Source organism: Microbacterium sp. 22179 (assembly GCF_052045715.1).
Classification (GTDB): Bacteria; Actinomycetota; Actinomycetes; order Actinomycetales; family Microbacteriaceae; genus Microbacterium; species Microbacterium galbinum.
In genome coordinates this window covers 175,542-188,935 of record NZ_JBQEPJ010000005.1, presented here as the reverse complement: position 1 = coordinate 188,935, position 13,394 = coordinate 175,542, and the positions used below count along the sequence as shown (strand labels likewise).

Annotated in this window: 12 protein-coding genes; 6 read left to right on the top strand and 6 right to left on the bottom strand. The window is 69.9% G+C overall.

The genetic code is table 11. The annotated features are described in order from the left end of the window. The first annotated feature begins 166 nt into the window (after positions 1-166). The 4 genes from ACTJKK_RS12665 (at position 167) to ACTJKK_RS12650 (ending at position 3,211) form a co-directional block, all read left to right on the top strand. On the top strand, positions 167-1,099 hold the full coding sequence (locus ACTJKK_RS12665) for a M15 family metallopeptidase (protein ID WP_440748252.1): 933 nt from the start codon (positions 167-169) through the stop codon (positions 1,097-1,099). A gap of 141 nt (positions 1,100-1,240) precedes the next feature. Beyond that, the gene (locus tag ACTJKK_RS12660) at positions 1,241-2,404 is read left to right on the top strand and encodes an acyl-CoA dehydrogenase family protein (RefSeq protein ID WP_440748251.1); all 1,164 of its coding nucleotides are present in this window, start codon (positions 1,241-1,243) and stop codon (positions 2,402-2,404) included. Positions 2,405-2,621: 217 nt separating this feature from the next. After that, the gene (locus ACTJKK_RS12655; RefSeq protein ID WP_247623575.1) at positions 2,622-2,843 is read left to right on the top strand and encodes an antitoxin; all 222 of its coding nucleotides are present in this window, start codon (positions 2,622-2,624) and stop codon (positions 2,841-2,843) included. Then, on the top strand, positions 2,840-3,211 hold the full coding sequence (locus ACTJKK_RS12650) for a type II toxin-antitoxin system PemK/MazF family toxin (RefSeq protein ID WP_440748250.1): 372 nt from the start codon (positions 2,840-2,842) through the stop codon (positions 3,209-3,211). Before ACTJKK_RS12655 ends, ACTJKK_RS12650 begins: the two co-directional genes overlap by 4 nt. A gap of 26 nt (positions 3,212-3,237) precedes the next feature. Here ACTJKK_RS12650 and ACTJKK_RS12645 read toward each other — a convergent pair whose 3' ends face one another. The 6 genes from ACTJKK_RS12645 to ACTJKK_RS12620 form a co-directional block, all read right to left on the bottom strand. Then, a complete protein-coding gene (locus tag ACTJKK_RS12645) occupies positions 3,238-3,864 on the bottom strand; it encodes an ECF transporter S component (RefSeq protein WP_440748249.1) in 627 nt (208 codons plus the stop codon). After that, positions 3,861-4,736: a siderophore-interacting protein gene (locus ACTJKK_RS12640; protein WP_440748248.1), complete on the bottom strand. Its 876-nt coding sequence runs from the start codon at positions 4,734-4,736 to the stop codon at positions 3,861-3,863. The genes ACTJKK_RS12645 and ACTJKK_RS12640 overlap by 4 nt, the downstream gene beginning before the upstream one ends. Before the next feature lie 10 nt (positions 4,737-4,746). Then, positions 4,747-5,568 carry an energy-coupling factor transporter transmembrane component T family protein gene (locus ACTJKK_RS12635; RefSeq protein ID WP_440748247.1) on the bottom strand — a complete coding sequence of 274 codons (822 nt, stop codon included), beginning with the start codon at positions 5,566-5,568 and terminating at the stop codon, positions 4,747-4,749. Continuing rightward, positions 5,565-7,274, bottom strand: a complete 1,710-nt coding sequence (locus tag ACTJKK_RS12630) for an ABC transporter ATP-binding protein (protein ID WP_440748246.1) — start codon at positions 7,272-7,274, stop codon at positions 5,565-5,567. The genes ACTJKK_RS12635 and ACTJKK_RS12630 overlap by 4 nt, the downstream gene beginning before the upstream one ends. A gap of 195 nt (positions 7,275-7,469) precedes the next feature. Next, a complete protein-coding gene (locus ACTJKK_RS12625; protein WP_440748245.1) occupies positions 7,470-8,015 on the bottom strand; it encodes an ECF transporter S component in 546 nt (181 codons plus the stop codon). A 69-nt stretch (positions 8,016-8,084) separates the two neighbouring features. Next, a complete protein-coding gene (locus ACTJKK_RS12620) occupies positions 8,085-10,634 on the bottom strand; it encodes an ABC transporter (RefSeq protein WP_440748244.1) in 2,550 nt (849 codons plus the stop codon). A gap of 182 nt (positions 10,635-10,816) precedes the next feature. On the opposite strand from ACTJKK_RS12620, the gene ACTJKK_RS12615 reads away from it, so the two are divergent. Next, on the top strand, positions 10,817-13,099 hold the full coding sequence (locus ACTJKK_RS12615; RefSeq protein WP_440748243.1) for a carbon starvation CstA family protein: 2,283 nt from the start codon (positions 10,817-10,819) through the stop codon (positions 13,097-13,099). 1 nt (position 13,100) lies between these two features. Further along, complete coding sequence (locus ACTJKK_RS12610) at positions 13,101-13,340, top strand: YbdD/YjiX family protein (RefSeq protein WP_247633013.1); 240 nt, start codon at positions 13,101-13,103, stop codon at positions 13,338-13,340. Positions 13,341-13,394 lie beyond the last annotated feature (54 nt).

Here is a 13,394-nt window from a genome sequence, read left to right as displayed (position 1 = left end):
GGGATCCCGCACGTGAGCGTTCATCCCCTCAGCCTACGTCCGGCTGCCCCGGGGTCGGCAGGTACTGGTCGACCCCGGTCGGCGCACCCCGCGGATGCCGTCGCTCCGGTGCCTGCCTGTGAATGCATATCGGTCACCGCGCGGTGATCGGGGCAGAATGGAGATCATGCCCGAATCGCCGCACGCTCAGCATGCGGCTCCGCGCTCCCCGATCCGTGGTCCCGCCCTGCCGATCGGCGTCGCGGTGACCGCCATCGGCATCCTCCTCTCCCTCGCTTCGGCGCCGGCATCCTCGGCGCCCGAAGCCTCACGAATGCCCGAGCCGGTCGCGGTCGTGCAGGTGCCCTCGGTCGACGTCGGCTCCACCCCGGCCGCCGACCCGTGCGCCGAAGCATCCGTGCAGGAGTCGCTCGCCGCCGGAGACGACGCGGCCACCATCGCCGGCTTCGGCGGGGGCGAGGCGTTCCGCGCCGCCGTCGTGGCGGGCAACGCGCCGTGCATCTCGCTCTCCGACCCCGCCCGGGTGTGGGTCGTCGTCAACAAGGCGCGACCGCTCGACCCCGCCGACTACGCACCCGGCGCCCTCGCCGACGTGCCGCTGCAGATGACCACGGCATCCGGGCAGGTGCGCACCGACGTCGCGACCGCGGTCGGCGACATGGCGAACGCGGCCATCGAGGCCGGGGTCGGGCGCCTCGGTGCGAACAACGGCTACCGCTCGTACGGCCTGCAGGTCACGACCTACGAGTCGCACGTGCGCGACCAGGGGCAGGTCGGGGCCGATGCCGGATCCGCGCGCCCCGGACACTCGGAGCACCAGACCGGCCTCGCGGTCGACGTCGTCGCGTGCGGCCTGGGCTGCGGCGGGCTCGACGGGTTCGGCGGCACCACGCAGAGCGACTGGGTCGCCGCCCACGCGTGGGAGTACGGGTTCATCGTGCGCTACGAGGACGGGGGCTCCGGTGTCACCGGGTACGCTCCCGAGCCGTGGCACCTGCGCTACGTGGGGCGCGACCTCGCCGCGGCCTACCAGGCGGGCGGGTTCCACACGCTCGAGGAGTTCTTCGGCCTTCCTGCCGCGCCCGACTACCTGCCCTGAACGACGCTCGGAGGCATCCCACAATCGCGGTACCCAGTACCACGAAACGCGGGATGCATTCCCACAACGTCCTGTCGCGGCATCCGTCGTCGCCCTAGAATCGCGGGAGCAAAGACGCCGACACGTTCAGGAGGACGCGCAATGGAACGCGACATCTATGAAGAGGATCACGAGGCCTTCCGCGACCTCGTCAAGGACTTCGTCAAGCGCCACGTGACGGGTGCGGACATCGAGCGGTGGGATGCCGCGGGCGAGGTCGACCGCGACACCATGCGAGCGGCGGGCGAGGCCGGGATCATCGGCCTGTCGGTTCCCGAGGAGTTCGGCGGGGCCGGGATGCTGCAGGACTACCGCTTCCGCGCGGTCGTGAACGAAGAGGTCATCGCCGCCGGTGCGGGCTCGCTCGCCGGGGCCTTCGGCATCCAGGACGACCTGGCGGTTCCGTACCTCGTGCACATGGGCACCCAGGAGCAGAAGTCGAAATGGCTGCCGCGGATGGCGACCGGCGAGGTCGTCGGCGCGCTCGCGATGACCGAGCCCGGCGCGGGAAGCGACCTGCGCGGCATCCAGACCACCGCCAAGAAGGTCGACGGCGGGTACATCGTCAACGGCGCCAAGACGTTCATCTCGTCGGGCGCGACCGCCGACCTGGTCGTCACGTTCGTGAAGACCGGTGAGGGCAACCGACCGGATGCCTTCAGCCTCGTGCTCATCGAGAACGGCATGGAGGGCTTCGACCACGGCAAGAAGCTGCACAAGATGGGCTTCCAGGGCCACGACACGGCGGAGCTGTCGTTCAGCGACGTGTTCGTGCCCGACGAGAACCTCATCGGCGGGGTCGAGGGCAAGGGGTTCGTGCAGCTCATGATGAACCTGCCGCTCGAGCGCCTGTCGATCGGCGTCGCGGGTGCCGCGGCCGCGCAGGCCGCCCTCGACTGGACCGTCGCCTACACGAAGGACCGCGAGGCGTTCGGCGAGCGGATCATCGACTTCCAGAACAGCCGCTTCACGATCGCCGACATGGCCACCACGGTCGACGCGCTGTGGGCGTACATCGATCGGGCGCTGCTCGCGTACTCGCAGGGCAAGCTGTCGGCCGAGGAGGCCGCGAAGGTCAAATTCTGGGCCACCGAGCGCGAGTGGGAGGTGCTCGATCAGGGCGTGCAGTTGCACGGCGGCTACGGCTACATCACCGAGTACCCGATCGCCCGCGCGTTCCTCGACGCCCGCGTGCACCGCATCTACGGCGGCACGAACGAGATCATGCGCGAGATCGTCGGCCGCCAGATCGCCGGCAAGCGCTGACGGCTGCCGCCCCGGTCCCTCGAGCTGTGTCCCTGAGCCCGTCGAAGGCCCCCGCCCCCCGCACAACTTCGGAGATCTGCGCGCGACGCGCCGTCACGGCATCCGTCTGCCCGGCGTGTTGGCGCGGATCTCCGAAGCTGTGCTGGGGCTTGCGCGACGTCCCAAGCGCGAATGCTAGGAGGTGGCAATATCCTTGCTACCCGAGTAGCATTGAGTCATGACGAACAGCAAGGTCAGCCTCAGCCTCAGTGCGAGCGACGTAGCGTTCCTCGACGCGGAGGTCCTGATGGGAAAATACGCCACCCGGTCGGCGGCGGTTCAGGATGCTGTGTCGCTCTTGCGCGAGAGCCGTCTGGCAGATGCCTACGCCGAAGCATTCGCTGAAGGCTACGACGACGAATGGGACACGGCTGCCAGCGACGGACTCGCCTCAGCGTGAGTGCGCCGTCGACCACGCTGCTGCGGCGCGGCCAGATCGTGCTGGTCGCCTTCGACCCGGTTGTCGGGGCCGAGGCCGCGAAGACCCGTCCTGCCGTTGTCGTCAGCAACAACACGGCCAACACCGCGGCTGTACGCAGCACGCGCGCGACGGTAACGGTCGCGCCGGTCACCTCCAATGTCGCGCGAGTCCTCCCATTTCAGGTTCTGTTGCCTGCGGCGGGCACCGGGCTCAGTGTCGATTCGAAGGTTCAGATCGAACAAGTCCGCACGATCGCGACCTCGCGCGTTGTTCGGCCGGTGGGATGGGTGCCTGCCGAACTGATGGGAGAGGTCGACGAGTGCCTTCGCATGCACCTCGCACTGTGATCGTCGTCCGGCATTAACGCCGCGCGTCAGCGGCGTCCGCCGACGCCGGCGCGGCGTAGGCGATCCGCGATCAGGATGCCGAGGGCCGTCGCCGCGACGCAGCTGGCCATCGTGACGGCGAAGAACGCCGCCTGGTATCCGAGGCCGAAGCTGCCCAGGTCGAACCACGCCCATGCCGAGATCGGGTAGACGATCGCGACGGCGACCGCTCCGACGTAGTGCATCCAGGTGCCCCAGTAGCGCCACAGCACGAACAGGAACGGCAGCTCGGTGAACGCCGCCCACCAGAGGTTCGTGGCGACGCTGCCGAAGCCGTACCCCGAGAACGGCACCATGACGAGCCCCGCGATCAGCGCGACGAGCAAGCCGACGAGCGGACGCTTGAGCAAACGCAGCGCGATCACCGAGGGCAGCAGCCAGAGCCCGGCGAGGCCCATCCCGAGGAAGGGCAGTGGTCCGGTGAGCAGGGTCGAGAGCCAGTTCATCGGCGCGAGCAGAACCGCCCCGGCGACGCCGAGCGCCGCGCAGGTCAGCAGCAGGGCAGTGGGGAAGCGCATCCGTCCGCGCGCGGGCCGCGTCGCCACGGCATCCGCTTCCGTCGCCGCATCCGCGCCCGAACCGGCAGCCGACGAAGCGGCATCCGCCTCGCTCATCCGAGCGGCTCCGCGGCGGCCTCGCGAGCGGCCTTCGACGTCGGGGAGGCGGCACCGATCTTCCAGTAGCCGCAGAAGCTGACGGTGCTCTTGTCGACGCCGCGCTCGCCGACGAGCAGCTTGCGTACACCCGAAGCGAGCGACTGCTCGCCGGCCGCGTAGGTGTGGAACGTCTCGGCCGGCAGGTCGAGCTCGGCCACCCGCTGCAGCGCGAGGGCTCCCGGCTGCTCGTCGTGCGGGCGCAGCACCCACTCGACCGACAGTCCCTCGGGGTGGGGGAAGTCGAGGGCGTCGTCGAGCGACGGCACCTCGATGATCGCGGTGCCGGTCGCGCCCGCGGGAACGGATGCCGCGATCGACGCGATCGCCGGCAGGGCCGTCTCGTCGCCCACGAGCAGCACCCGGTCGACACCGCGCTCGGGGTTGAAGGTGAGGCCCTCGTCGATGATGAGCACGTGCTCGCCCGGGGTGCAGGTCTCGGCCCACCGCGATGCGGGTCCGGCGGTGCCCTCGGCGGCCGATCCGTGCAGCACGAAGTCGACGTCGATCTCGGCGCCGCGATCGCCGTCGGCCGGTCGGTACGCGCGCACGCTGTAGTTGCGCATCACGGGGCGCTCGCCGTCGGGGATGCGCAGGAACTTCAGGTACCCGAACATCTTGTTGGCCTTGGCGGGCACGCGATCGAGTCCGGCGTCGCCGCCGATCGGCAGGAACAGGCGGAACCACTGATCGAAGCCCATCGGCCGGAACTTCTCGATCTCACCGCCGCCGAGGGTCACGCGCATCCAGTGCGGGGAGAGACGCTCGGAGCGCAGCACGGTGAGGTGCACGAGTTCCTGCGTCTCGGGCTTGACGAGCTTGCTGAACGCCATCGGGTGCCTTTCAGAGGGAGGGCGGTTGCCAGGGGAAGAACACGAGCAGGATCACCGCGGATGCCGCGAGGCTCAGCACGACGAAGATCGTGTCTCGCGTGCGGAACGGCACCAGATGCCGCTCGGTGCGGGTGGGGTGTGCACCGAAGGCCCGGGAGTCCATCGCGAGGGCGACGCGCTCGGCGTGCCGGATGGCCCCGGCGAGCAGCGGCACGATGTAGCCCCAGCCGCGCGCGATGCGCGAGAAGGGGCCGCCTCCGCCGTGGTGTCCTCGCACGCGATGGGCTGCGCGGATGACCGAGAGCTCGTAGCCGAAGCGCGGCACGAAGCGGAACGCGGCCAACGCCGTGTAGCCGATGCGGTACGGAACCCGCAGCTGCTGCACGCTCGCCCGCACGAGGTCGGGTCCGCTGGTGGTGAGCCCGCCGATGAGGGCGAGCGAGATGATCGCGCCGAGGCGCAGCGCCGTCGCGAAACCGATCATCAGTGCTCCGCTGTAGAGCGTCCAGTCGCCGATCTGCAACACCGGGGTCGTGTCGCCGACGAGCGCGGTGTCGACCCAGAGCGAGAAGCTCACGCCGATCACGGCCATGCCGACGGGCAGCACCGCGAGCAGCAGGAGCAGACGCCAGGTGAGGCGGGCGCCGACGAGCAGCAGCACATAGGCGAGCAGCAGGAACGCGGTCGGGGTGGCGAGGTCGCGCACGAACACCAGGAAGATCATCGCCGGGGCGAATCCCGCCACCTTCGCGAGCGGGTTGAGGGCGTAGAGGAACTGATGCCGCGAGGTGACGGTCATCCGTGCGTAAGGGTCGACGATGGTCGAGGTCATGCCTCGGCCCCCCGTGCGTGCGCCGCGAGCACCCGCTGCAGAGCGGGCAGGCGGAGCCCCGCCGAGGTGAACGTCTGCTCGTCGCGGAAGAGATCGGCCGTGCGTCCGCTCGCGTGCACGCGCCCGTCGGCGAGGATCACGGTGTGCGTCGTGTGCTCGGCGACGAGCTGCAGGTCGTGGGTGACGATCACGATCGTCGTACCCTCGGCGCGCAGACTCTGCAGCAGCGCGAGCAGCTCGGTCGCCCGCGCGCGATCCTGGCCGAATGTCGGCTCGTCGAGCGCGAGAACGCGGGGGCGGGTGATCAGCGCGGTGCCCACCGACAGGCGGCGCTTCTCGCCGCCCGACAGCAGGAACGGATGCACGTCGGCCTTGTGCGCGAGGCCGAAGCGCTCGAGCATCTCGGTCACGCGCTCGGTGATCTCGGCATCCGTGATCTGCTCGCCCTGCGGCCCCTGAGCCTGTCGAAGGGTCAGCCCGTGCGCGAGCTCGTCGAACACCGTGTGCGCGATGAACTGGTGCTCGGGGTTCTGGAACACGAAGCCGATGCGGGCGGCGAGGTCGCGAGGAGCGGCCCGTCCGGGATCGATGCCGTCGACGTCGACCTGCCGCTTCGGCGGGGGCACGACGCCGGCGAGCGCTTGGATGAGCGTGGTCTTGCCGGCCCCGTTGGCGCCGACGATGGCGGTGAGGCTGCCGGGCGTGAGATCGAGGTCGATGCCGTGCAGGATCTCGGTGCGGCCCCGGCGCACGGTGAGCCCGCGCGCCCGGATGATCGCCTCGCCCGAGGGCGCGGCATCCGTCGTCGGGTCGATCGCGGTCGCGGTCGCGGCCGCGCTCGCGCGAGCGGATGCCGGGGGCAGCTGCGCCGCCAGCTCGTCGGGTGTCAGGGGCAGGGGGTCGAGACGGATGCCGTCATCGCGCAGTCGCAACGCTGCCAGCGTCGCCGCGGGCAGCCACACCCCCATCGCGACGAGCTCGTCTGTGTGCGCGCGGAGGATCTCGGCGACCGGACCGTCGTACGCGACGCGTCCCTCGCGGTCGAGCACGATCGTGCGGGTGACGAATCCCATCGCGGCGTCGAGGTTGTGCTCGACGAGGAGGATCGCCCGGTCGCCCGCGGCGATCACGTCGGCGAGGGCGGCGTAGACGTCATCGATGCCCTGCGGGTCGAGGTTCGCGGTCGGCTCGTCGAGCACGATCAACGGCGACCCCATGGCGAGGGCGCAGGCGATCGCGAGGCGCTGGCGCCCGCCGCCGGAGAGCCGGTCGGGGTTGTCGTCGCGGCGCTCCCATAGCCCGACGCGGCGCAGGGCATCTTCGGTGCGGGCGGTGACCTCGGCGAGGGGCAGGCGCAGGTTCTCGGGGCCGAACGCGACCTCGTCGTAGAGGGTTCCGGTGACGATCTGGGCATCCGGGTCCTGGAAGACCATCGCGACCCGCGTGCTCAGCTCGGAGGTCTGCGCGTCGGCGGTGGCGACCCCGCCCGCCTCGACCGTGCCGGTCATGGCGGCGGGAAGCGCGTGCGGGATGAGCCCGTTCAGCGCGAGCGTGAGCGTGGACTTGCCCGAGCCCGAGGGGCCGAGCAGCAGCACGACCTCGCCCGGGTCGATGTCGAAGGTCACGTCGCGCGGGGAGGGGTGCGCGGCATCCGCGTGGGTGAGAGAGACATCACGCACGCGGAGAAGAGGCGCGGATGGGCGCACGGCGAGACCCCGGGTCGGTGGACGTACGTCTTCGGTGGAACGTACGTCTCTAACTTAGCCGAGCCTTACCTGACCTCGCGACGTGCATTCGTGAGTGCGTGAGGGGTCAAGACACGCCTCACGCCCGGCATCCACTGAGGCGTGTCTTGACCCCTCACGGAGAGTCGAGCGAGACGGATGCCGGGAACGACGCGCTCAGCGACGGGCGACGCCGGCGCGGCTGAGCGCCGTGCCGACCGCGAGGCCGATCGCGGTCCACGCGATGGGGCCGAGCACCGAGATCGCGAGGTACGTGATCTGCGCCCACAGCGGCATCGTGCCGAGATGTGCGGCGAAGAACACGGCGACCGCTACGACGACGCCGATCAGCGCCGCCGAGATGAAGAAGCGCCAGGCGCCCCAGGCGCGGTAGCGGGTGAGAGCCGCGACGCCCTCCTGGATCGCGCCGAACAGCAGCGCCGTGCCGATGAAGCGCAGCGCCCAGGCCGGGTTGAACGCGCTCGAGACGAGGGCGGCGATCAGGTGCGTGATGAGCGCCACGAACGGGCGCCGCAGCACCTCCTGCGCGATGATCCCCGGCAGCACGTGCGAGCCGAGCACGAGCCCGTAGAGGAAGAGCAGGGGGCTCGCGAGCAGGATCGGCGTGACCCATCCGGCGATGCCTCCGATGAGGCCGGTCGCGACGCCGATCGCGGCGCAGATCAGCAGCACGCGGGTCGGCAGAGCGGAGGTTCGGGCCACGGTTCCAGCCTACTTGCGCGCACGATGTGCGGATGCCGAGGGGGCCGTGCAAAAGCACGGCGTCGGTCGTCAGCGCAGGCGTTCGGCCAGGTAGGGCGCCGTGCGGCTCGCGGGATTCTGCGCGACGTGCTCCGGGGTTCCGGCCGCGATGACGCGGCCCCCCGCGTCGCCTCCGGCGGGCCCGAGGTCGATGACCCAGTCCGCTGCGGCGACGACGTCCATCTCGTGCTCGACGACGACCACGGTGTCTCCGGAGTCGACCAGCGTGTGCAGCTGCGCGAGCAGCCGTTGCACGTCGGCGGGGTGCAACCCGGTGGTCGGCTCGTCGAGCAGATACAGAGTGTGGCCACGGCGCACGCGCTGCAGCTCGGTCGCCAGTTTGATGCGCTGCGCCTCGCCGCCGGAGAGCTCGGTGGCGGGCTGACCGAGGCGGAGGTATCCGAGCCCGACGTCGAGGAGAGCACGCAGGCTGCGCGCCGCCGCCGGAATCGAGGCCAGCGCCTCGGCTGCCTGCTCGACGGTGAGGGCGAGCACGTCGGCGATGGTCCGACCGTCGTAGGTGACCTCGAGCGTTTCGGCGTTGTACCGCGCGCCGTCGCACGTCGGGCAGCGCCCGTAGCTGCCGGGGAGGAACAGCAACTCGACCGAGACGAATCCCTCGCCGAGGCAGGTCTCGCAGCGCCCGCCCGCGACATTGAACGAGAAGCGTCCGGCGCCGTAACCGCGCTCGCGGGCGAGGTCGGTGCGGGCGAAGACCGCACGTACGGCATCGAACAGGCCCGTGTAAGTCGCGAGGTTGGAGCGCGGTGTGCGGCCAATCGGCTTCTGGTCGACCCGTACGAGGCGATCGATGTGCTCGAGACCGCGCACGTCGCGCACGGTCAGGGTGTCGACGCCCGCATCCGGCACCGTCGCCTCGGCCGGCCGGGAGTCGTCGGCTCCCATATCGACCGGGGCGTCGTCGATCTCGTCGGGGGCGTCGTCCGAGCGCAGGTGCGCGCGCACGACATCGGGGAGCACCCGACTGACGAGTGTCGACTTGCCCGACCCCGAGACACCCGTCACGGCGACGAGGGAGCCGAGCGGGACGGATGCATCGATGTCGGCGAGGTTGTGCAGGCTCACGCCCTCGACAGTGAGCCACGCCGACGCCTCTCGGCGGTCGCGTCGCGTCACGGATGCCGCATGCGCGTCGGGGAACAGGAACGGCCGGGTGACGGATGCCTCGACAGCGGCGAGCCCCGGCACCGCACCGCTGTAGAGCACGTGCCCACCGCCTTCGCCGGCACCGGGGCCGACGTCGACGATCCAATCGGCGTGCCGGACGATGTCCATGTTGTGCTCGACCACGAAGACCGAGTTCCCGGAGCGCTTGAGCTGTGCGAGCACGTCGAGCAGCTGCTCGGCGTCGGCGGGATGCAGACCGGCCGAGGGCTCGTCGAGCACGTAGACCACTCCGAAGAGTCCCGACCGCAGCTGCGTCGCGAGCCGGAGCCGCTGCATCTCACCGGGGGACAGGGTGGTCGTCGCTCGGCCCAGCCCCAGGTAGCCGAGCCCCAGGTCGGTGAGCACCTCGATGCGCGCGAGGAGATCGGTCGTGAGGGCGACGGCGACGTCGGTGCGCTCGCCCGAGAGAGTGGTGGGGAGCGCCGGCGTGACCTCGGTGAGCTGCGTCGTCGGGCGGATGACGTCGGCGAGGTCGGTCAGCGGGAGAGCGTTGAGCTCGGCGATCGACCGGCCGGCGAACGTGACGGCCAGCGCCTCGCGCCGCAACCCCGTCCCCCCGCACAGCGGGCACGGCCCGGATCGCACGAACTGGAGCACCTTGGTGCGCATCATCTGGCTCTTGGAGTCGGCGAGCGTATGGAAGACGTACTTCTCGGCGCTCCAGAACATGCCGTTGTAGGGCTTGGCCACGCGGTCGCGCTGCGGGGTGATCTGCACGACCGGCTGCTCGTCGGTGAAGAGCAGCCACTCGCGATCGGCACGGGGAAGATCCCGCCAGGGGACGTCGACGTCGTAGCCGAGCGCGATGGTGATGTCGCGCAGGTTCTTCGCCTGCCACGCGCCCGGCCAGGCGGCGATCGCACCTTCGCGGATGCTCAGCGAAGGGTCGGGCACGAGCGAGTCCTCGGTGACGCTGTGCGCGACGCCGATGCCGTGACACTCCGGGCAGGCTCCGGCGACGGTGTTGGGAGAGAACGCATCGGAGTCGAGCCGGGTCGTGAAACCCTCCGGGAAGGTGCCCGCCCGGGAGAAGAGCATGCGCAAAGAGTTCGACAGCGTCGTCACGGAGCCGACGCTCGATCGCGAGCTGGGCGCGCCGCGCCGCTGCTGCAGGGCGACCGCCGGGGGCAGGCCCGAGATCGATTCGACGTGCGGATCGTGGCCCTGCTGGATGAGCCGCCTCGCATACGGCGCCACCGACTCGAGATATCGGCGCTGGGCTTCCGTGAAGATGGTGCCGAACGCGAGCGACGACTTGCCCGATCCCGAGACTCCGGTGAACGCGACGATTCGATCGCGCGGCATGTCGACATCGACGGAGCGGAGGTTGTTCTCGTTCGCTCCGCGGACGCGGACGAACGAGTCGGGTGCGTTCTCAGAGGGGGAGGGCATTGTCGCGAGTGTATCCGCGACGTCGGACATCGCCCTGGGTGCCGTTCAGGAACGGATGCCGCGGCATCCGTTCGTCGCATCGTCGATGCCGCTCGTCGCACGGCATCCGCTCCCGCTCCTCGACCCCCGCCCCGTTTCCTAGCGTGGGGGAACGCAATGACGCGCACCCCGAGGAGAACCCCATGACTGCACCTTCGTCGCGCCGACGCGGCGCCGGAACCGTCGACGACGAGCCCATCATCGTCACCGACCCGAAACTCCCACCCGTCGCCCTCTCCCCTGAGCACGAGGAGAAGAGCCGGCGCTGGACCCTCCCGAAGATCCTGATCTGGACGGCGATCGCGCTGCTCGGCGGTGTCGCCTGGGTGATGCTCGCGATCGTGCGCGGCGAGACCGTGAACGCGATCTGGTTCGTCTTCGCGGCGGTCTGCACCTATCTGATCGGCTACCGCTTCTACTCGAAGGTGATCGAGAAGTACATCACCCGCCCCGACGACCGCCGCGCGACACCGGCCGAGGTCAAGCAGGACGGCAAGGACTACGTCCCCACCGACCGCCGCGTGCTCTACGGGCACCACTTCGCCGCGATCGCCGGCGCCGGCCCGCTCGTCGGCCCCGTGCTCGCCGCGCAGATGGGCTACCTGCCCGGCACGATCTGGATCATCGTGGGTGTCGTGCTCGCGGGCGCCGTGCAGGACTACACCGTGCTGTTCTTCTCGATGCGCCGCGGAGGCCGCACCATCGGCCAGATGGCACGTCAGGAACTCGGGCGGATCGGCGGCACCGCCGCGATCATCGCTTCGCTGCTGATCATGCTGATCATCGTCGCGATCCTCGCGCTCGTCGTCGTCAACGCCCTCGGTGAGAGCCCCTGGGGCGTCTTCTCGGTGGCGATGACCATCCCGATCGCGATCTTCATGGGTATCTACCTGCGCTTCCTGCGCCCGGGCAAGGTCACCGAGGTCTCGATCATCGGGTTCGTGCTGCTCATGGCCGCGATCATCGGCGGCGGCTGGGTCGCCGGCACCGAGTGGGGCCAGGCGATCTTCCACCTCGACCGCACCACGATCGCGTGGGGCATCATCATCTACGGCTTCATCGCCGCGGTGCTCCCGGTGTGGCTGCTGCTCGCTCCCCGCGACTACCTCTCGACGTTCATGAAGATCGGTGTGATCGTGATGCTCGCCGGCGCGATCATCCTGGTGCGCCCCGAGATCACGGTGCCCGCGGTCAGCATCTTCGGCGAGAACGGCATGGGGCCGGTGTTCGCCGGTCCTCTCTTCCCCTTCCTGTTCGTGACCATCGCCTGCGGAGCGTTGTCGGGCTTCCATGCCCTGATCGCCTCCGGCACGACGCCCAAGCTCGTCGAGAAGGAGCGTCAGACGCGCTTCATCGGCTACGGCGGCATGCTCATGGAGTCGTTCGTCGCGATCATGGCGCTCGTCGCCGCGATCTCGATCGACCAGGGCATCTACTTCGCGATGAACGCGCCATCGGCGGTGACGGGCGGCACGGTCGAAGGCGCGGTCGCCTTCGTGAACTCGCTGGGTCTGACGGGGGTGAACCTCACCCCCGAGATACTCACCGGTACGGCCCAGGCGGTCGGCGAGGAGTCGATCGTCTCGCGCACCGGCGGTGCCCCGACCCTCGCGCTCGGCCTCGCGCACATCATGCAGCAGGCGCTCGGCGGGCAGGCGCTCATGGCGTTCTGGTACCACTTCGCGATCATGTTCGAGGCGCTGTTCATCCTCACGGCGGTGGATGCCGGTACCCGCGTCGCCCGCTTCATGCTGCAGGACTCGATCGGCGCCTGGTTCCCGAAGTTCCGCGACGTCTCGTGGCGGCCCGGCGTGTGGATCTGCACGGCGATCATGGTGGCCGGCTGGGGAGCGATCCTCATCCTCGGCGTCACCGACCCGCTCGGCGGCATCAACACGTTCTTCCCGCTGTTCGGCATCGCGAACCAGCTGCTCGCCGCGATCGCGCTCGCCGTGGTGATGGCGATCGTCGCCAAGCGCGGCCGCAGCTACGTCAAGTGGTTGTGGATCATCGGCCTGCCGCTCGCGTTCACCGCGGTCGTCACGGTCACGGCCTCGCTCTACAAGATCTTCTCGCCGGTCCCGGCGATCGGATACTGGGCGAACCACTTCCGCTACCTCGAGGCGCTGAACACCGGTGACACGTCGCTCGGCGAACGCGAGGTGCTCGAGGCGGTCATCCGCAACACGGCCGTGCAGGGCACGCTCTCGATCATCTTCGTGACGCTCGCGCTGATCGTCATGATCGCGGCGATCCTCGTCACCATCAAGGCGATCCGCAACGGCGGCGGCGAGAACACCGAAGACGAACCGGTCGCCTCGCGCCGGTTCGCCCCGGCGGGCTTCCTGCCCAACGCCGACGAGCGCGAGCTCGAGAAGCAGTGGGAGCCGATCCTCGCCGACGAGCGCAAGGTCTCGAGCCACTGACATGGTGATCCATCACACGGATGCCGCGCCCACTCCGCTGCGTGCACTGCTCGGTGCCGCGGCGCGGGTCGGGCGCGGCATCCGCTGGTACATGACGACGCTGATGGGCGACACGGCCTACGCGACCTATGTCGCCCATCACCGTCGTCATCATCCGGACGAGGACCCGATGACCGAGCGCCAGTTCTGGCGTCAGCGCATGGACGACCAGGACCGCAACCCCGGCGCCCGGTGCTGCTGACCGGTGCGTGGTGGGCCCTTCGTCTCGCTCCGCTCGCTCAGGAACCGGCAGTGT